Raw genomic sequence first — 18637 nt, forward strand, 5'->3', positions numbered from 1 at the left:
AGTCGATCAGAGCGCGGCCTCGATCTTTTCGGCCGCATCAGGGGTTACCCAAGCCTTCCACATGTCCTTGTTCTCGGACAGGAACTGGCGCGCCCCATCCTCGCCCGTGGCCTGGTTCTCGGTCATCCACGCCATCAGGCCGTTGACGAACTCGTTCGACCAAGCGCGCTTGCCGAGGTAGTCCATGACCTCCGGTCCTGCGCGGTCGGCAAAGGACTTGGCCACCAGAGTCACGACCGTGTCGCGGGGCCACGCCACGAACTTGGGATCGGGGCACTCGGCCACGGTGTTGCACCGCTTCCATTCGGCTGGGTCCTCGGGGACGCCCTCGTCCAGCCGCACCATCGCGTAGCGGCCCAGCAGGGCGGTCGGCGCCCAGTAATAGCCGATGAAACCCTGTTCGCGCTCGTAGGCGCGGGCAATCGCGCCGTCGAGACCAGCGGCCGACCCGGTGTCGACGAGGTTGAAACCCGCCTGATCGGCATTCAGCGCCTTGTACCACTGGCTCGTCACCACCGTGCCGCCCCAGCCCTGCGGCCCGTTGAGGATCGCGCCGCGATCGGGGTTCTCCGGGTCGGGGAACAGTTCTGGGTGCTTCAGCGCGTCGCCGATGGTCTTGATCTCGGGATGGGCGTCGGCGAGGTATTTCGGGATGTACCACCCCTGGATGCCGCCGTCGGGCAGGGGCGAGCCAACCTTGACGGTGCGTCCGTCGGCCACGCCGCGGTCCACGATCTCGGGCAGCAGATCGACCCACGCCTCGGGTGCGATGTCGGGCGAGCCCTTCTCCGAAATCGAGGTGAGGGTCGGCACGGTGTCACCGATGGTGATCTCGGCGTTGCAGCCATAGCCGTTGTTGAGGATGAAGCGGTCCACATTGGACAGCACTTCGGCGCTTTGCCAGTTCATGCTGGCGATCGTGAGATTGCCGCACTCGGCGGATGCCGCCGAGGCGCCAACGATCAGTGCGGTGGTCAGGAAGGTTGATGCGAGCAGGGTCTTCACGGTCGTCACCTCTCTGTCGGGCGGCTGGGTTGGCTGACGCGGGGTGCCGCCTGTGGCCCGCGCCTGTCGTGGGTCAGGGTGCGCGATCGGGTGCGTGGCGGGCCCGGATCGAGGGAGCGCAAGGCAATGACAGGGCAGGGGAGCCCGCCCTGCGCTGAAGACCCGAACCGACACCCGCAAAGGCCACGCGATGGACGGCTGCGGGGTGAAGCATGACCCGTCCTAGCCTGGACGATAGCCGTGACGGGCCATGAAGCGGTCCATCTCGCGCTGCTCGGGCATCTGCCCGGTGTAGATGGCGATATAATCCGGAAACCGGCCCATGCGGACACTGAGGTCCTCGGGCGTTTTCGACTGCATGGTGATGTAGCCGATCTGAGCCAGGTAGGTGACGCGGGCCGAGACGTCGGCGCGCACAGGCTCCAACCCGAAGCGCAGGAACATCGCGGTCAACGCGGCGATCCGTGCCTCGTCGGCCTCGTGCACCTGCGCCGCCACCTCGGGCGATTGCAGCGCCCAGGCGCGCACGGCGTATTCGAGCTTGGAATCGAACAACGTCGGGTCAACCCAGCAGTCGAAGACGTTGAGCATCGCCTCAGCCAGCGACTCGGCATAGGCCGAAGACTGGCGCACGATGGCCCCCGTGTTCTGATCGCGCCACGCCGCGACGAGCGAAGCGAGCAGCGCCTCCCGGTCCTTGAAGAACCAGTAGAAGCTGGTGCGCGACAGCCGGACCCGTTTGGCGAGCGACTGGATCCGGACCGCATCCACCCCTGAGTCGAGAAGCGCGGCGCGGGCGGCTTCGAGCCACCCCTCGCGCGAACCGCGCCATCCCGTTTCCGCGCAAATCTGGTCCATAGGGGCAGCGTAAGACCGGATCACCCTCTGGACCAAGAGAAAATGTACACCTCAGTCTTTGGTATCGACTCAGGTGTTCTCTTTATTGACGCACCTGCACATTGTGCTCAGCCTTATCCTGCCCCAGCAGGAGACGTGCGATGTCGAACGACCCCCTCCTCCAGCCCTACCGCCTCAAGCACCTGACTCTCCGTAACCGGATCGTCGTGACCTCGCACGAGCCGGCCTATTGCGACGATGGGCTGCCGAAGGACCGCTATCGCGCGTATACGGTCGCCCGGGCGAAGGGCGGCATCGCCATGACGATGACTGCGGGGTCGGCGGCGGTGTCGCGCGACAGCCCGCCCGCGTTCAACAACCTGCTGGCATGGCGTGACGAGATCGTGCCGTGGGTGCGGCGGATGACCGACGAGGTGCACGAGGCCGGCGCCGCGATCATGATCCAGCTCACCCACCTGGGCCGGCGGACGCGTTGGGACACGGGCCACTGGCTGCCGTCGCTGTCGACCACCCACCGGCAAGAGCCGGCGCATCGCGCCTTCCCCAAGAAGATGGAGGATTGGGACATCGAGCGCGTCATCCGCGACTTTGCCGACGCGGCGGAGCGGATGAAGGAAGGCGGCATGGACGGGATCGAGATCGAGTCCTACGGCCATCTCGTCGACCAGTTCTATTCGCCGGCGACGAACGAGCTTGACGGGCCATATGGCCGCGGCTCGCTCGAGAATCGGATGCGGTTCTGCCTTGACGTGTTCGGGGCAATGCGGGCGCGGGTGGGCGACGATTTCATCCTCGGCATCCGCTACAGCGCCGACGAGCGCCTGCCCGACGGGCTGACCGCGGCCGACGGGATCGAGATCGGCCGGCGGCTGCGCGACAGCGGGCTGATCGACTTTCAGAACATCATCCGCGGCAATATCGCCACCGACGCGGCGCTGACCGACGTGATCCCGGTGCAGGGAATGAAGAACGCCCCGCATCTCGATTTTGCCGGCGAGCTGAGGGCCGGGACGGGCCTGCCGACGCTGCACGCTTCGAAGATCCCCGACGTGGCGACGGCGCGCCACGCGATCGCCGCGGGCAAGCTCGACCTCGTGGGGATGACCCGCGCGCATCTCGCCGACCCCGATATCGTGCGCAAGATCACTGCCGGGCGCGAGGACGACATCCGCCCCTGCGTCGGCGCGAACTACTGCCTCGACCGCATCTATCAGGGCGGGATGGCGTTCTGCATCCACAACCCGGCGACGGGCCGCGAAGAGACGATGCCGCACGAGATCCCCAAGGCCGCGGCGCGGCGCAAGGTGGTGATCGTGGGCGCGGGGCCGGGCGGGCTTGAGGCGGCGCGCGTCGCGGCCGAGCGCGGGCACGAGGTGGTGGTGTTCGAGGTCGCGGCCCATCCCGGCGGGCAGATCCGCCTGACCGCGCAGAGCGAGCGGCGGCGCGAGATGATCAGCATCGTCGACTGGCGGATGAGCCGCTGCACCGCGCTGGGGGTCAGCTTCCGCTTCAACAGCTGGGCCGAACCCGGGGACGTGCTGGCCGAGGCGCCGGATGTGGTGATCGTGGCGACTGGCGGGCTGCCCGACACCGAGGTCCTGACCAGCGGCAACGACCTTGCCGTCTCGGCCTGGGACATCATCTCGGGCGACGTGCGGCCGGGGACCGATGTGCTGGTCTTTGACGACGCGGGCGATCACGCCGGGCTTCAGGCGGCCGAGGTGATCGCGCGCACCGGGGCCAAGGTCGAGGTGATGACCGCCGACCGGACTTTTGCGCCCGAGGTCATGGGGATGAACCTCGTGCCCTATATGCGCGCGCTCCAGACGCTCGACACGACCTTCACCGTCACCTACCGCGCCACCGCGGCGCGCCGCGAGGGGAACCGCATCATCGTCACCATCGGCAGCGATTACGGCGGCGTCGCGCAGACGCGGACCGTCGATCAGCTGGTCATCAACCACGGCACGCTGCCGCTGGACGATCTGTATTTCGCCCTCAAGCCCCTGTCGCGGAACGGCGGCGAGGTCTCGCATGATGCGCTGATCGCGGGGGCACCGCAGACGGTCGAGCGCACCCCCGAGGGGCAGTTCCAGCTGTTCCGCATCGGCGATGCGGTCTCGTCGCGCAACACCCACGCGGCGATCTATGACGCGCTGCGGCTCGTCAAGGACATCTAACGGGCGAAGCCGCGCCCGATCCAGTCGATGAACGCCTGCGCCGCGGGTGTGGGCGGGCGCGCCTCGGGGATGAGGATGTGATAGCTGTCCTCGGCCGTCATCGTCGCGCGGCCGACCCGCACCAGCGTCCCGGCCGCAAGCTGGCGGGCCAGCAGCGTGGCCCAGCCCAGCGCCACGCCCTCGCCGGCCTCGGCGGCCATCACGGTGTCGGTGTAGTGGTTGAAGCGCAGCCGGCTACGGTCCGACGCCGGCCCAAGGTCCGGCGTCAGCCCCGCCCCCCGGCCCCAGGCCCGCCACGTCAGCCACGAGGGGTTGACGGATTCGGCGCAGATCAGCGGCAGGCGGGTCAGGTCGGCGGTATCCGCCTCGATCCCCAGCCGCGACAGCAGCGCCGGGCTGCACACCGGGAACACCTCGTCGGGGCGCCGCGCGAGGCTGCGGCCGCCGGGGAAGGGGGGGCGGCCATAGAGGATCGCCACGTCCAGCCGGTCGCGGAACGGATCGGCGGTCGAATCGTCGGCGATCAGCCGCAGCCGGATGTCGGGATGGGCGGCGCGGAAGGCGGCGAGGTCGGGCAGGATGCAGAACTGGCTGAAGGCGAGCGTCGTGCGCACCGCCACCGTGTCGCCCGCGGGCGGCTGGCGGATCGTCTCGACCATCTCGGCCATCCGCGCAAAGGCCTGCGCCACCGTGGCCGCCAGCGCCGTTCCCGGCGCGGTCAGCTCCACCCGCCGGTGGGCGCGCTGAAACAGCGCCGTGTTCAAATCCGCCTCGAGCGCTTTGATCTGCCGGCTGACCGCCGCCTGCGTCACCCCGAGTTCGGCCGCGGCCAGGGTGAAGCTGCCCAGCCGCGCCGCCGCCTCGAAGGTGGCAAGCGCGCTGAGCGAAGGCAGGCTGCGGCGAAGGCGCGGCATCGAGGCACCACGGGGCGGGGCAATCCCCCGATCCATAACCTGCAGTCATGGATACCGCGAGGATTTCTGTAGTTGAGCGCGGGGCTTTCCGCGCGGGATGATGCGTCGATCGGCCGCGCATCGCGGCCGCAGGGGGGAGTGCCGTCCATGATCGACCAGCGCCAGCTTGCGCAGCTGCTGCGGACCCAGCAACAGGGCCGCTCGCTTAGCCGCCCGTTCTATACCGACGCGGCGCTGTTTCAGGCCGACCTCGAGACGGTGTGGTACCGCGAATGGATCTTCGCCGCGCCGGCGGTCGAGATGCCCAAGCCCGGTGCCTATGTCACGATGCAGCTCGGGACCTATCCGATCCTGATCGTGCGCGGCGGGGACGGGCAGATCCGCGCCTTCCACAACTCGTGCCGGCACCGCGGCAGCCGCATCTGCTCGAAACCCTCGGGGCAGGCCGCGAAGCTCGTCTGCCCCTATCACCAGTGGACCTATGAAACAGATGGGCGGCTGCTCTGGGCGCGCGACATGGGACCGGATTTCGACACCGCCGCACACGGGCTGAAGCCGGTGCATTGCGCTGTCGCCGCGGGGATGGTCTTTGTCTGCGTGGCCGACGAGCCGCCGGATTTCGCCAAGGTGCAGGCGGCGGCCGACGGCTATGCGGCGCCGCACCGGCTGGACGATCTCAAGGTCGCCCATCGCACCACCATCATCGAGAACGGCAACTGGAAGCTGGTGATGGAAAACAACCGCGAGTGCTATCACTGTGCCGGCTCGCACCCGGCGCTGTGCCGCACCTTCAGCGACGACCCCTATCTCGTCGGCTCGGACGACAGCCTCGGTTCGCCCGCCGGGGCCGCGCACGTCGCCCGCTGCGAGGCAGCGGGGCTGCCCTCGCGGTTCCTGATCGACGACGACGAACAATGGCGGCTGGTGCGGATTCCCTTCGTCGGCGACGGGGTGAGCTACACAATGGACGGCAAGGCGGCGGCGCCGCTGATTCCGGGGATGCCTTTTGCCAATGCCGGATCGCTGTTGTTCTTTTATTATCCGAACACCTGGAACCACTTCCTGTCCGACAGCGTGCTGCATTTTCGCATCCTGCCGCTCAGCGCGACCACCAGCGAGGTCACGTCCTACTGGCTGGTCCACAAGGATGCGGTCGAGGGCAGGGACTATGACCTGAACCGGCTGACCGAGGTCTGGATCGCCACCAACGACGAAGACCGCCGCGTGGTCGAGGAAAACCAGCTTGGCATCAACTCGCCCGCCTACGAGCCGGGACCGTATTCGCGCGCCCATGAAAGCGGGGTGTCGCAGTTCATCGACTGGTATCTGCGCAAGATGACGCGCAGCGTCTCGGGCGAGGGCGCGAAGATCGCGGCCGAATGATGGCGAAGCCGCGGCTGAACTGGACCGCCGAGCCTTGGGACGACAGCGAGCCGCTGGAATGCACGATGATCGTGCCCGAGGCGCCGGGCTGCGCCACCATCACCTTCCGCGCCCCGTCGGGGGCGTGGTTCGACTATCAGCCGGGGCAGTTCCTGACCCTCGATCTGTCGGCCGCGGCGGTGCAGCGGACCTATACGATCTCGTCCTCGCCCTCGCGGCCGCTTTCGATCTCGATCACGGTCAAGGCGCAGGACGGCTCGATCGGGACGCGCTGGATGCTAGACCACCTGCGGCCGGGGATGCGGCTCAAGGCCTACGGGCCGTCGGGCGCCTTCAGCCTGCTGCGCCACCCGGCCGCGAAATACCTGTTCATCTCGGCCGGGTCGGGCATCACCCCGATGATGTCGATGACCACATGGGCCTGGGATTCGGGGCATATGCCCGACATCGCCTTCGTGCATGCCGCCCGCACGCCCGCCGAAATCATCTTTCGCCATACGCTTGAGCAGATGGCGGCGCGGGTGCCGGGTCTGCACCTGCACCTGACCGTGGACAGCGTGCCGCCCTTTGCCGTCTGGCACGGCTATCGCGGCCGGCTGACCCAGATCATGCTGGCGCTGATGGCGCCCGACTATCTCGAGCGCGAGGTCTTTTGCTGCGGCCCCGCGCCGTTCATGGCCGGGGTGCGCGAGATGCTCGAGGCGCTGGGCTTCGATCTCGCCCGCTATCACGAGGAAAGTTTCGCCGCGCCCAGCCCGGTCGAGGTGCCGGTCGAGGCCTCGCCGCCGCCCGGCGATGCGGTGATCGAGTTCGCGGCCGCGGGGATCACCGTGGAGTGTCGCAGCGACGACACGGTTCTGGCCGTCGCCCGGCAGGCGGGGCTGAACATCCCCTCGGGCTGCACCTTCGGGCTGTGCGGCACCTGCAAGACCCGCAAGCTGTCGGGAGAGGTCAACATGGTCCACAACGGCGGTATCTCGGATGACGAGATCGCCGAGGGCTACATCCTCGCCTGCTGTTCAAAGCCGCAGGGGACGGTGCGGATCGATCTCTGACGCCGCTTTCCGTCAGGCGGCGGGCGCGGCCGTCCGCAGCGCGTTCGGGGTGGTGCCGTGGACGCGCCGGAACATCCGGCTGAGATGCGAGGAATCGCAGAACCCGCAGTCCACGGCGACCTGGGCGATGGATTTGTCGGTCGTCTCAATCAGGTGGCGGGCCACCGACAGGCGCAGCCGCAGGAACGCCGCCTGCGGGCTGAGGTCCAGCGCGGCGCGGAAATGCCGTTCCAGCTGGCGGCGCGACTGGCCGGCGCGGCGCGCCACCGCCTCGACCGACAGCGGCGCGTCGATGTTCTGCTGCATGAGCAGAAGCGCGCGCAGCACCACCGGGTCGCGGGTGCGGATGTCCATCGTCAGCCCCGGCTGAGGCTGCTCGGCCCCCAGCGCGTCGTCGATGATCATGATGTCCAGGCTTTTGCTGGCCTGCGCGCGGCCGACGTGCTTTCCCACCAGATAGGCTGCAAGATGGGCCGAGCTGGCGCCGCCGGAACAGGTCAGCCGGTCGCGGTCGACGACGAAGATCTGGTCCGAGACCGGGATCAGCCCGTCGAAGCGGGCCAGGAACTCGGCCGGGTGGAACCAGCTCACGCAGCAGCGATAACCGTCCAGCAGCCCGGCCTCGTGCAGCATGAAGGCGCCGGTGCAGAGGCCGACCAGCGGCACCCCCGCGTCGGCCGCCAGGTGCAGAAAGCGGAGCTGCGCGGGGGCGAGGGCGGGCGTCTCGCCCATCAGCCCGCCGACGACGACCACATAGTCGAAGCGCGACGGATCGCCCAGCCGTTCGGTCGGCTGGACGGTGATCTCGCTGCTCGAGGGCACCGCCTCCATGCTGTCCGAGAGCACCGCCCAGTGGCAGAGAATCGGGCGCGAGCGGTCCCCTTCGTCGGCGGCGAGCCGCAGCACGTCGATGAAATTGGCGAAGGCGCACAGCGTGAAGCGGCGGGCGAGGATGAAGCCGACCGACAGCCGCGCGCCCCCGCGCCCGGCGTCCCGGCCCCTACCCTGAGCCGCGCCCCGGCGGCCCCGGAACGGGGACCGGGCGGGCGCGGAGGGGGGGCGGCGGGCGGTGTCGGTTCCCATGTCTGACCCCCGGTCGGGACGGGCGCAAGATCGCATGGGTCTGTCGTATCCGTTTCCCGACCATGGCGCAAACGTCCTGTCCAGCGCCCCCGCCGGCGCGGCAGGATGAGACCCAGAACCGCCGTTGCGAAGGGATTTCCGTCATGGCCTCGTTTCCGAACCGAGCGCGAGTCGTCATCATCGGGCAAGGCGGCATTGTCGGCGCCGCGGTGGCCCATCACCTGCTGGAACGGGGGACGGACGACATCGTGGGCATCGACAAGTCGGCGATCCCGACCGACATCGGCTCGACCGGGCACGCGTCGGATTTCTGCTACACCACCAGCCACGATCTGCTGAACACCTGGACCACGCTCTACTCGATCGATTTCTACGAGAAGATGGGCCATTACGCCCGCGTGGGCGGGTTTGAGGTGGCGCGGGTGGGCGACGACGCGCGGATGGCCGAGCTGCGGCGGCGCTGTGATTCGGGCCGCGCCTTCGGCACCCGGACGCGGATAATCTCGGCCGCCGAGGCGAAAGAGAAATTCCCGCTGCTTGAAGAGGACGTGATCCAGGGGGCGATGTGGGACCCTGATGCGGGGCTGGTCGTGCCGCGCTCGCAGACCGTGGCGGGCAAGCTGGTCGATGCGGCCGAGGCCACCGGCCGGCTGAGGGTCTTTGCCAACACCCCGGCGCTGTCGCTTCTGTCCGAGGGGGGGCGGATCACCGGGGTCACGACCCCGCGCGGCACGATCATGGCCGATCACGTCGTCGTCTGCGCCGGCATCTGGGGGCGGCTGATCGCGGCGATGGCGGGCGAGGACCTGCCGGTGATGCCGATGGACCACCCGCTGACCTTCTTCGGTCCCTACGAGGAATTTGCGGGCACGGGGCTTGAGATCGGGCGGCCGCTGCTGCGCGATCAGGGCAACTCGGCCTATCTGCGCGACACCGGCGATCCGGCAACCACCGAGGGCGGGCAGATCGAATGGGGTTATTACTACGAGACCGTGCCGCGGCTGGTGCACCCCCGCGACATCCTCGAGAAAGAACAGACCCGGCTGTCCCCGTCGCAGCGCGACCTCGTGCTTGAGGACGTGATGGAGCCGCTCGAGCGGGCGATGGAGCTGACGCCGATCCTGGGCGAGCTGGGCTTCAACGAAAGCCATTCCTTCAACGGGCTGCTTCAGACCACTGCGGACGGGTTCTCGTCGCTGGGCGAAAGCCGCAAGCTGCGCGGGCTGTGGTATGCGGTCGCGGTCTGGGTCAAGGACGCGCCGGGCGTCGGCAAGCTGATCGCCGACTGGATGACCGACGGTCGCACCGGCATCGACCACGCCCGCGCCGACTATGCCCGGTTCGAGGCATTCCAGCTGGACGAGGGCTTCATCCGCGGCCGCTGCCACGAGACGGCCACCAAGATTTACACCCCGCCCGTGCACCCGCGCGAGCCTTTCGCTAGCGGCCGCGGCATCCGCCGCTCGCCCTTCCACGCGCGCGAGGTGGAACTCGGCGGGTATTTCATGGAGCTTTCCGGGTGGGAGCGCGCCCACGGCTATGCCGCGAACGCGCATCTGCTCGAGAAATATGCCGACGGGGTGCCCGAGCGCCCGGCCGAGTGGGACAACCGGCATTTCTGGCGCGTCTCGAACGCCGAACACCTTGAGATGAGCGAGGATTGTGGGGTGGTGAACCTGTCGCATTTCCACATGACCGACATCGAGGGGCCGGATCACGTCGCGCTGCTGGAATGGCTTTGCGCCGCGAAGATCGGCGGCGAGGGCAACGTCGGCAAGGGCATCTATACCCATATGCTCGACGACGAGGGCAATGTCCGGGCCGATTTCACCGTCTTTCGCATGGCCGACCGCTGCCGGCTCATCAACGGGGCCGACGCGGGGCCGCGCGACCTTCTGCATATGCGGCGGGTGGCCGAGGACCGCGGGCTTGACGTGACCCTGACCGACGTGACCGAGCGGATCGTGACTATCGGCTTCTGGGGACCGAACGCGCGGGAGAAGCTCTCGACTGTGGTGGCCGATCCCACACCCCTTACGCCCGAGGCGTTCCCCTTTGCGGCGATCCGCCAGATCGAGATCGCCGGTCGCCCCGTCACCGCCTTCCGCATCTCCTACGTGGGCGAACAGGGGTGGGAGCTGCATATGGCCTATGAGGACGGGCTGGCGGTCTGGGACGCGCTGCGCGGGACCGGGGCAATCGCGGTGGGGGTCGAGACCTACGCCAGCTCGCGCCGGCTCGAGAAATCGCTGCGGTTGCAGAACGCGGACCTGCTGACCCACTACAACCTGCTCGAGGCGGGGCTGGCCCGGCCGAAGGTGAAGGAGGCCGAGTTCCGCGGCAAGGCGCGCCATCTCGAGCATCGCGCCCGGCCGCACCAGCCGGCGATGCTGTGCACGCTGGTGATGACCGACAACGTGGGGCGCGACGGGGTGGCGCGCTATCCGGTGCAGACGATGCCGGTGCTGGACCCCGACGGTGGCGAGGTGCTGGTCGATTCGCTGGGACGGCGGTCCTACACCACCTCGCAGGCCTATGGGCCGTCCGTCGGGCGCAACATCATGCTCGCCTATCTGCCGTGGGACTACTGCCAGAAGGGCCGCCGGCTGACGGTCACGTATTTCGACGAGCCGTTCACGGTCGAGGTCGCCGCTGTGGGGTATGAGCCGCTCTACGATCCCGAGAACCTCCGGCCGCGCAGTTGAGCCGCAGCCGAGCGCGCCGGACCCTGACCGTAGACCGCGGTCCGAGTGCACGTAGCGTCCCGATCGACGGAGGATAGATGACACATGACATTTCTGAACTGGTCCGAAGGCCTCCTCCCGGGGGCGAGATGCAAGCCCGCGCAGTTTGCCCCGAGGGTTGCTTCATCAGTTCGGAATATCTGACGGGATGGCGCCACGCGGATCGGGAGCCTGCGGATTGATCCTGCAGGGGTGACCCTGTAAGGACGCCGAACCCCGGCAGGAGTGCACGAATGGCCCTGAAGGACAGGCTCGACGCGGCGTTCATCATCGTCGCTCAACCGAGAAGCGGATCGACCCTTCTCGCCGCCGCGCTTCATGCTCATCCGCATCTCACCTGCCACGACGAACTGTTCTCGCCCGGCTGGGTCCACGGCTATCGCCCGAAGCCCGAGGCCGATCCGGTGGACCCCGAGCAATTGCTGGTCGAGCGCGACACGGACCCGGAAAAGTTCCTTGTCGAGCGGGTTCTGGACAGCGCCAGGACCAGCGCCCAGGTCGGGTTCAAGGCGGTGTACAGCGATATCCTGTCGCGCAAACCGCTCGCGCTTTTCCTGCAGGATCTGGTGTTCACCAACCGGATCCGTGTGGTGCATCTGCGGCGCCTCAACATGCTGCGCTGCTTCATCTCGGTCGAACGAATGCGGCTTCTGGGCATCGCCCACTCGCACAACTCGGAGGCGCGGGACTCCGCGCTCCATCTCGACGAGACGGAGTTCCTGCGCTTTGTCCTTGAACAGGATGGCAATGCCGACACAGTCAACCGGGCGATGAACGTGGTGGCGCAGCCGCGTTACGAACATCTGCCGCAGGGCTACAACATGTCACTCGACGGACTCGGGGCGGTCCGGCGCCCGTTCCAGGCGAACCTCGGGCGGATGTCGTCGCACTCCTTGGGCGCAAGCATTGCGGGGCCGGAGGGATGGGTGAAGTGGGACTTTCCGCGGCCGGCTGGCTTCGTCAAGTACACGGACTGACCCGCGGATGGCGTGTGACGCAGGGGTGCTGCAGCGGTCTGCGGATAACGTGAGCGTGCGTTAACTTTACCGAGAGTTGGACGATCCGGATTTCGATCGCCACACCCCGCGGGGGCCGCAATGCGATGATGCATCTTGCTTCGGTGGGCGATGAGAATGGCGGAGAGGGTGGGATTCGAACCCACGGAACCCTTGCAGGCTCAACGGTTTTCGAGACCGCCCCGTTCGACCACTCCGGCACCTCTCCGCGCTTTCTGGGTGGTGAGGGCGGGATTTAGAGGGGTGCGGAGGGGAGCGCAAGGGGGCTGGAGAGAAAATCCTCACGGCGTTCATGCCGCACTTTCGTCAGCGTGCTTGAGGCTGCAGACGGCGCCAAGAGCGTAGACAGGCCCCATGCCGAGAGGCTGACCATCCGGCCTAGGCTTCAACTATCACGATGCTCCGAATCTCACTCGTGTCCGACACTCCGTCCGAGCGTGCACAGCATCATTGTATGTGGCTCAACGGCGATGCACCGGCGAGATCCGAGCCCGCCGCCCTCGCCCAGCGAAAAACGTTCGCTCGAAGGCTCTGCCGTAGATACTGACGGGTAACCGGTCCCTGGCCCCCGGCCAAAACAAAAACGGCCCGCCCGAATGGGCAGGCCGACGTCGCTCGGCGGCCGGAGGGCCGCAGTACCGAAGATCAGAGCAGGCGCAGGTCCGAGGCCGAGGCGCGGCCGTCGCGGCCCGACTGCAGCTCATACTCGATCTTCTGGTTGTCGTTCAGCCCGGTCAGGCCGGCGCGCTCGACAGCCGAGATGTGGACGAACACGTCCTTGCCGCCATCATCGGGGGCGATGAAGCCATAACCCTTGGTGGCATTGAACCATTTGACGGTACCGGTCGCCATGACCTTCTCTCCTTCAAGTCCCCGCGAGGCGAGATTGCCTGGCGGGCCGTGCAGCCCTTTCGACGTCCGGCTGCCCCGTGAAGGGAGGCGGTAGAAAGTAACGCTCACGCAGACGTCAGGATGCCTGATTCGCAAGGCGCCGCCAAGTGCGAAAAATCAACCCTTCTTGACGCTACGTCAAAGACGACGCAGGACCGGCGGGTTTTTGCCGGTCAGCCGGCGAGGCATCAGCGGCGGGCTCGAATACAGCGATCTGACCGATGCTGCCCTCACCGGTGCCTGTGCGCCCGCCGGCCTGCGGTCAGCAGGCGATGCATCGGCGCGTCAACACGCGCTCCAGCGCGCGCCTGCGGTGCCGCCACGACTACCACAGGCGGGCAGGGGGCGCCTCTCGATCAGCCCCCAACCACCTTCACGAGCCCGCCGCCGCAGCCCCGCCCCCGCCTCAGCGCAGGTCGGGCGGCGTCGCCTCGCCCGCAAGCGTCCGCACCGCGTCCTCGAGCGTCAGGCTCTCACTGCCCTGCTTGTCGAGGCGGCGGGCCGAGACGCTGCGGCTCTCGACCTCCTTCATGCCCACGGCGAGGATCACCGGCACCTTGGCAAGGCTGTGCTCGCGGACCTTGTAGTTGATCTTCTCGTTGCGCAGGTCGGCCTCGGCGCGCACGCCCGCCGCGGTCAGCGCCGCCACGACGTCGCGCACATAGTCATCCGCGTCCGAGACGATCGAGGCCACCACCACCTGCCGCGGCGCGAGCCACAGCGGCAGCTTGCCCGAGAAGTTCTCGATCAGCATCCCGATGAAGCGCTCGAAGCTGCCGAGCACGGCGCGGTGCAGCATGATCGGGCGGTGCTTGGCGCCATCCTCGCCGATGTAATAGGCGTCGAGCCGCTCGGGCAGGTTCGGATCGACCTGCAGCGTCCCGCACTGCCAGTCGCGGCCGATGGCGTCGGTCAGCACGAACTCGAGCTTCGGGCCGTAGAACGCGCCCTCGCCGGGGAACACCTCGTACTCGTGCCCGGCCGCCGTCACCGCGTTGGCCAGCGCCGCCTCGGCATGGTCCCAGCTTTCCTCGGTGCCGATCCGCTTGTCGGGACGGGTGGACAGCTTGATGCGCCAGTCGGTGAAGCCGAGATCCTCGTAGATCCCGGACAGGAAGCTGATGAACTTGCGCGACTCGCTCTCGATCTGCGCCTCGGTGCAGAAGATATGCGCGTCGTCCTGGGTGAAGCCGCGGACCCGCATGATCCCGTGCAGCGCGCCCGAGGGCTCGTAGCGGTTGCACGAGCCGAACTCGGCCATCCTGAGCGGCAGATCGCGGTAGGATTTCAGCCCGTGGTTATAGACCTGCACGTGGCAGGGGCAGTTCATCGGCTTGAGCGCGTTGACGGTCTTTTCCCGGGCGTGCTCCTCGTCCACTTCGACGATGAACATGTTCTCCTGGTAGTTCTCCCAGTGGCCCGAGGCCTCCCACAGCTTGCGGTTCACGACCTGGGGCGTGTTGACCTCGACATAGCCGCCGCGGCGCTGCTGGCGGCGCATGTAGTCCTGCAGCGTCGTGTAGATCGTCCAGCCGTTCGGGTGCCAGAAGATCTGGCCCGGCGCTTCCTCCTGCAGGTGGAACAGGTCCATCTCGCGGCCGAGCTTGCGGTGGTCGCGCTTGGCGGCCTCCTCAAGCATCGTCATGTGGGCCTTGAGCTCGTCGCGGTTGCGGAAGGCGACGCCGTAGATGCGCTGCAGCATCGGGCGCGAGGAATCGCCCAGCCAGTAGGCGCCGGCGACGTGCGTCAGGCGGAACGCGTCGGCGGGCAGCTGGCCCGTCGATTGCAGGTGCGGGCCGCGGCAGAGGTCCTGCCAGTCGCCGTGCCAGTACATCCGCAGGTCCTCGCCCTCGGGGATGCGGTCGATCAGCTCGATCTTGAACGGCTCGCCGGCGGCCTCGTAATGGGCCACGGCGCGGGCGCGGTCCCAGACCTCGGTGCGGACCGGATCGCGGGCGGCGATGATCTGCTTCATCCGCGTCTCGATCTGGCCGAGATCTTCGGGCGTGAAGGGCTCGGCGCGGTCGAAATCGTAGAACCAGCCGGCGTCGCGCACCGGGCCGATCGTGACCTTCACGTCGGGCCAGATCTCCTGCACGGCGCGGGCCATGACATGGGCGAAGTCGTGCCGGATCAGCTCGAGCGCCGCGGCCTGGTCCTTCATCGTGTTGATCGACAGATGCCCGCCGCGGGTGATTGGCCACGCGAGGTCGATGTGCGCGCCGTCCAGCGTGGCGCTGATCGCGGCCTTGGCGAGCGAGGGGGCGATCGACTGCGCGACCTCGGCGGCGGTGGTGCCGGCGGGGTAGTCGCGGACGGAGCCATCGGGGAAGATGAGGGAAATCGGGTCGGCCATGACGGCTCTCCTCGTCGGTTCGGCGCCCACGGAACGCCCGGTTGCGGGTTATGTGGGCGGTGCTGTGGACCGGGCGCGGGACGGTGTCAATGGACGGGTCGGGGGGAAGCGCTGATCAGCGACTGCTGCGCCGCAGGTTGGGGTTACAGAGTCCCGGCGCGCGTGGGATACCTCCGCACAAGAGAGAGCGGCGGAGCGCGGGACATGGTGGAACATCACACGACGCAAGCGGGGCGACGGCTGGCCTATCGGCGCGTACAGGGGCCGGACGGGCCCGGCGTGGTGTTCCTGCACGGGTTCCGGTCCGACATGGAGGGGACGAAGGCGCTCGACCTCGCCGACTGGTGCGGGGCGACGCGGCGGGGGATGCTGCGGTTCGATCTGTCCGGGCACGGGCTTTCGGCCGAGCAGGGGGCCGTCGAGGACTTCGGTATCACCGACTGGCTCGAGGATGCGCGCGACATCATCGCGGCGCGGGCGCCGGGGCCGCAGGTGCTCGTGGGGTCGTCGCTCGGCGGCTGGCTGGCGCTGCGGCTTGCGCGCGAGGCGCCCGAGCTGGTTGCGGGGCTGGTGACGATCGCCGCTGCGCCGGACTTCACGACGCGGATGGAGCAGGGGTTCACCGACGCCGACCAGGCGGCGCTGCGCACGCAGGGTGCGGTCACCCGGCCGAGCACCTATGGGGCCGATTACGTCTTCTCGCGCCGATTGTTCGAGCAGGGCGCGGCCGAGCGGCTGTTCGACCGGCCGCTGCCGTTGCCGATGCCGGTGCGGATGTTCCAGGGGACGGCGGACGAGGACGTGCCGATGGAGGAGGCGCTGCGGCTTCTCGATCATGCGGAGGGGCCGGACATCCGCCTGACGCTCGTCAGAGGGGCCGATCATCGGTTCAGCGAGCCGGGCCAACTGGCGCTGATCCGCGCGGCGGTGGCCGAAGTCACCGGCGCCGAGGCGCAATGAAAAAGGGCAGGCGCCACCGCGCCTGCCCTTGGTCTCAATCAGGCGAAGCTGATCTCGAAATGCTCGCCCATGTCGGGCTTCGCGCCGGTCAGCTTGGACTTGGCGATCTGGTACATGAACCCCAGCCCGCCGTCGGTGGACCACACTTCCGCCGCGTTCAGCGAAAGGCGCAGCAGCCGGACGTCGTCGTCCTGCTTGCCATCCTCGAACCAGCTCGAGGCGACTGCGTTCCAGATCTCGTCCAGCTTCTCGCGGTCGTCCGACAGCGACAGTTCGCCCTCGATCCGGGCATACAGCTTGCCGCCCTGGCTCGAGACGACATGGACCGCTTTCTTCGCGCCGCCGGCGACCGCTTCGGCGAGGTCGGTGCCCTCGGCGGTGATGAACCACAGCGCATCCTCGTCGGGGTCGGCGTAATGCGACATCGGCACCAGCCGCCAGTCGGGGTCGCAGCCCAGCATGCCGGCGTTCACGTCGTCGAGGCGTTTCCAGAAGGTCTCGCGGTCGCTCATCTCGGGGTTCCTTTCGGGTTGACCCCCTAGAAACGAGGCCGCCCGCCGGCGGTTCCGGCGGGCGGCGAGAGAGACGGCCGAGCAGCGGCTCAGACGGCGATCTTGGAATCGTCGTCCGGGCCGAGCGGGCGGGTGTCGCCCTTGACCTGGCCGCCGCGCTTGCGCTTGGCCTTGGGCGTCTCGGTCTTGCCGGTGTGCTCATCCATGAAGTCGAGCACCAGCGGGCGGATGTTCAGCCGCCAGCTCTTGCCAGCGAAGATCCCGTAGTGGCCGGCGCCCGGTTCGAGGTGCTGGGCTTTGCGGTCGTCGGGCACGCCGGTGCAGAGCGCCAGCGCCGCGACGCACTGGCCGGGGGCCGAGATGTCGTCGTTGGCGCCCTCGACCGTCATCACCGCCACGTCGCGGATGGCGCCGATGTCGACGGGCTTGCCCTCGACCGAGAAGCTGTTCGAGGCGATCTCGCCGCGCTTGAAGATGCGGTCCACGGTCGAGAGGTAGAACTCGGCCGTCATGTCCATCACGGCGAGGTATTCGTCGTAGAACTTGTTGTGCTTGTCGCCCTCGGACCCGGCGCCGGTCGCCTCGGCGAAGATCTTGTCCATGAACGCCTTGCGGTGGGTGTCGGCGTTCATGGCGATGAAGGACGAGAGCTGCGCGAGGCCCGGATAGACCATCCGGCCCGCGCCGCGATACTTGAAGCCGACCTGCTGGATGGCGAGGTGCTCGAGCTCGCCCATCGTCACCCGGTTGCCGAAGTCGGTGACCTCGGTTGCGGCGGCGTCGGGGTCGATCGGGCCGCCGATCAGGGTCAGGGTGCGGGGCTGGGCGTCGGGGTTCTCGGACGCGAGGATCGCCGTTGCGGCCAGCGTCAGCGGCGCCGGCTGGCAGACCGCGATGACGTGCAGGTCGGGCCCGAGGTGGGACATGAAGTCGACGAGGTAGCGGGTGTAGTCCTCGACGTCGAACTTGCCCTCGCTCACCGGGATGTCGCGGGCGTTGTGCCAGTCCGTCACCCACACGTCGCAATCGGGCAGCAGCGAGGTGACGGTGGAGCGCAGGAGCGTCGCATAATGCCCCGACATCGGCGCGACCAGCAGCACCTTGCGCTCGGCCGGTTCGCGACGGGCGACGCGGAAGCGGACGAGGTCGCCGAACGGGCGCTCGATCTCGGGCTCGACATAGACGAGGTGGTCCTGGCCTTCGGACCCGGGGATCGGCGGGATCTCCCAGTCGGGCTTGATGACCATGCGGGCGAAGCTGCGTTCCGTCACCCGGCCCCAGGCCGAGAGCAGCTTGAACATCGGGGACGGGACCAGCGCGAAGATCGGGTAGGACGCGATCGCCCGGGCCGAGGCCCCCATCCATTCGTTGGTGTTCCGAAACGTCTCCATCGCGTCGTACGACACGATCCCTCGATAACCCTTGTACGCCATATGCACCGTCCCTTTCCGCAGGCCGTCATGCAAAGTCCGGTTTACGCCTTTCGTCAACCGAGTCTTAATGGGGGTAGGGTAGGGAGGACAGCACGACATGGCCACGACGCGGGACGAGGGCGCACGGGATCAGGCGGACGGCACGGGTCCGGCAGGCGGGGCCGAGGGGGGCGCGACGGCGCCGCGCCGCGCCTCGGGTGCGGCGGCCCGGCGTCCGGCGAAGGCGCCGGCATCCGCGAAGGCCGCG

14 protein-coding genes and 1 tRNA gene are annotated in these 18637 nt (G+C 68.2%); 6 read left to right on the forward strand and 9 right to left on the reverse strand.

Annotated elements, in window-relative coordinates; translation table 11 throughout:
• Positions 1 to 6: 6 nt before the first annotated feature.
• Positions 7 to 1005 carry an ABC transporter substrate-binding protein gene (locus tag ACFHYO_RS00070; protein WP_394317441.1) on the reverse strand — a complete coding sequence of 333 codons (999 nt, stop codon included), beginning with the start codon at positions 1003 to 1005 and terminating at the stop codon, positions 7 to 9.
• A gap of 222 nt (positions 1006 to 1227) precedes the next feature.
• Positions 1228 to 1863, reverse strand: coding sequence for a TetR/AcrR family transcriptional regulator (locus ACFHYO_RS00075; protein WP_043133935.1), 636 nt, complete (start codon positions 1861 to 1863; stop codon positions 1228 to 1230).
• 140 nt (positions 1864 to 2003) lie between these two features.
• Between ACFHYO_RS00075 and ACFHYO_RS00080 the strand changes: the two genes are divergently transcribed.
• A complete protein-coding gene (locus ACFHYO_RS00080; protein ID WP_394317443.1) occupies positions 2004 to 4043 on the forward strand; it encodes an oxidoreductase in 2040 nt (679 codons plus the stop codon).
• On the opposite strand, the gene ACFHYO_RS00085 is transcribed toward ACFHYO_RS00080, so the two are convergent.
• Positions 4040 to 4957, reverse strand: coding sequence for a LysR substrate-binding domain-containing protein (locus ACFHYO_RS00085; protein ID WP_394317445.1), 918 nt, complete (start codon positions 4955 to 4957; stop codon positions 4040 to 4042). The genes ACFHYO_RS00080 and ACFHYO_RS00085 overlap by 4 nt on opposite strands.
• Positions 4958 to 5104: 147 nt before the next feature.
• Here ACFHYO_RS00085 and ACFHYO_RS00090 point away from each other — a divergent pair, with 147 nt between their 5' ends.
• The gene (locus ACFHYO_RS00090; RefSeq protein WP_394317447.1) at positions 5105 to 6340 is read left to right on the forward strand and encodes an aromatic ring-hydroxylating oxygenase subunit alpha; all 1236 of its coding nucleotides are present in this window, start codon (positions 5105 to 5107) and stop codon (positions 6338 to 6340) included.
• On the forward strand, positions 6340 to 7395 hold the full coding sequence (locus ACFHYO_RS00095; RefSeq protein WP_394317461.1) for an FAD-binding oxidoreductase: 1056 nt from the start codon (positions 6340 to 6342) through the stop codon (positions 7393 to 7395). The genes ACFHYO_RS00090 and ACFHYO_RS00095 overlap by 1 nt, the downstream gene beginning before the upstream one ends.
• A 12-nt stretch (positions 7396 to 7407) precedes the next feature.
• On the opposite strand, the gene ACFHYO_RS00100 is transcribed toward ACFHYO_RS00095, so the two are convergent.
• Entirely contained in the window at positions 7408 to 8478 is a 1071-nt protein-coding gene (locus ACFHYO_RS00100; protein WP_394317449.1) for a GlxA family transcriptional regulator, read from the reverse strand.
• A 143-nt stretch (positions 8479 to 8621) separates the two neighbouring features.
• On the opposite strand from ACFHYO_RS00100, the gene ACFHYO_RS00105 reads away from it, so the two are divergent.
• Together ACFHYO_RS00105 and ACFHYO_RS00110 are read left to right on the forward strand one after the other, a co-directional pair.
• On the forward strand, positions 8622 to 11183 hold the full coding sequence (locus ACFHYO_RS00105; RefSeq protein WP_394317451.1) for a GcvT family protein: 2562 nt from the start codon (positions 8622 to 8624) through the stop codon (positions 11181 to 11183).
• Positions 11184 to 11455: 272 nt separating this feature from the next.
• On the forward strand, positions 11456 to 12199 hold the full coding sequence (locus tag ACFHYO_RS00110) for a sulfotransferase (protein WP_394317453.1): 744 nt from the start codon (positions 11456 to 11458) through the stop codon (positions 12197 to 12199).
• A 157-nt stretch (positions 12200 to 12356) separates the two neighbouring features.
• Here ACFHYO_RS00110 and ACFHYO_RS00115 read toward each other — a convergent pair.
• The 3 genes from ACFHYO_RS00115 to thrS form a co-directional block, all read right to left on the reverse strand.
• Positions 12357 to 12446: transfer RNA gene (locus tag ACFHYO_RS00115), tRNA-Ser, on the reverse strand.
• A gap of 437 nt (positions 12447 to 12883) precedes the next feature.
• Positions 12884 to 13090 (reverse strand): cold-shock protein, encoded by a 207-nt coding sequence (locus tag ACFHYO_RS00120; RefSeq protein ID WP_036704221.1) that lies wholly within the window; start codon positions 13088 to 13090, stop codon positions 12884 to 12886.
• 445 nt (positions 13091 to 13535) lie between these two features.
• The gene (gene thrS / locus ACFHYO_RS00125; RefSeq protein ID WP_394317455.1) at positions 13536 to 15485 is read right to left on the reverse strand and encodes a threonine--tRNA ligase; all 1950 of its coding nucleotides are present in this window, start codon (positions 15483 to 15485) and stop codon (positions 13536 to 13538) included.
• Between the two features lie 204 nt (positions 15486 to 15689).
• Here thrS and ACFHYO_RS00130 point away from each other — a divergent pair, with 204 nt between their 5' ends.
• Positions 15690 to 16445 (forward strand): alpha/beta fold hydrolase, encoded by a 756-nt coding sequence (locus tag ACFHYO_RS00130; protein WP_394317457.1) that lies wholly within the window; start codon positions 15690 to 15692, stop codon positions 16443 to 16445.
• Positions 16446 to 16483: 38 nt separating this feature from the next.
• Here ACFHYO_RS00130 and ACFHYO_RS00135 read toward each other — a convergent pair whose 3' ends face one another.
• Together ACFHYO_RS00135 and phaZ are read right to left on the reverse strand one after the other, a co-directional pair.
• Positions 16484 to 16957: a pyridoxamine 5'-phosphate oxidase family protein gene (locus ACFHYO_RS00135; protein WP_394317459.1), complete on the reverse strand. Its 474-nt coding sequence runs from the start codon at positions 16955 to 16957 to the stop codon at positions 16484 to 16486.
• A gap of 89 nt (positions 16958 to 17046) precedes the next feature.
• Positions 17047 to 18390: a polyhydroxyalkanoate depolymerase gene (gene phaZ, locus ACFHYO_RS00140; protein ID WP_036708515.1), complete on the reverse strand. Its 1344-nt coding sequence runs from the start codon at positions 18388 to 18390 to the stop codon at positions 17047 to 17049.
• Positions 18391 to 18637: the final 247 nt, after the last annotated feature.

Source organism: Paracoccus panacisoli (genome assembly GCF_042435015.1).
GTDB lineage: Bacteria > Pseudomonadota > Alphaproteobacteria > Rhodobacterales > Rhodobacteraceae > Paracoccus > Paracoccus panacisoli.

Coding starts and splice junctions, on each gene's coding strand:
- ACFHYO_RS00095 (WP_394317461.1), top strand. CDS start 6,340: ATGGCGAAGCCGCGGCTGAACTGGACCGCCGAGCCTTGGGACGACAGC.
- ACFHYO_RS00090 (WP_394317447.1), top strand. CDS start 5,105: ATGATCGACCAGCGCCAGCTTGCGCAGCTGCTGCGGACCCAGCAACAG.
- ACFHYO_RS00130 (WP_394317457.1), top strand. CDS start 15,690: ATGGTGGAACATCACACGACGCAAGCGGGGCGACGGCTGGCCTATCGG.
- ACFHYO_RS00100 (WP_394317449.1), bottom strand. CDS start 8,478: ATGGGAACCGACACCGCCCGCCGCCCCCCCTCCGCGCCCGCCCGGTCC.
- thrS (WP_394317455.1), bottom strand. CDS start 15,485: ATGGCCGACCCGATTTCCCTCATCTTCCCCGATGGCTCCGTCCGCGAC.
- ACFHYO_RS00085 (WP_394317445.1), bottom strand. CDS start 4,957: ATGCCGCGCCTTCGCCGCAGCCTGCCTTCGCTCAGCGCGCTTGCCACC.
- phaZ (WP_036708515.1), bottom strand. CDS start 18,390: ATGGCGTACAAGGGTTATCGAGGGATCGTGTCGTACGACGCGATGGAG.
- ACFHYO_RS00080 (WP_394317443.1), top strand. CDS start 2,004: ATGTCGAACGACCCCCTCCTCCAGCCCTACCGCCTCAAGCACCTGACT.
- ACFHYO_RS00120 (WP_036704221.1), bottom strand. CDS start 13,090: ATGGCGACCGGTACCGTCAAATGGTTCAATGCCACCAAGGGTTATGGC.
- ACFHYO_RS00105 (WP_394317451.1), top strand. CDS start 8,622: ATGGCCTCGTTTCCGAACCGAGCGCGAGTCGTCATCATCGGGCAAGGC.
- ACFHYO_RS00075 (WP_043133935.1), bottom strand. CDS start 1,863: ATGGACCAGATTTGCGCGGAAACGGGATGGCGCGGTTCGCGCGAGGGG.
- ACFHYO_RS00135 (WP_394317459.1), bottom strand. CDS start 16,957: ATGAGCGACCGCGAGACCTTCTGGAAACGCCTCGACGACGTGAACGCC.
- ACFHYO_RS00110 (WP_394317453.1), top strand. CDS start 11,456: ATGGCCCTGAAGGACAGGCTCGACGCGGCGTTCATCATCGTCGCTCAA.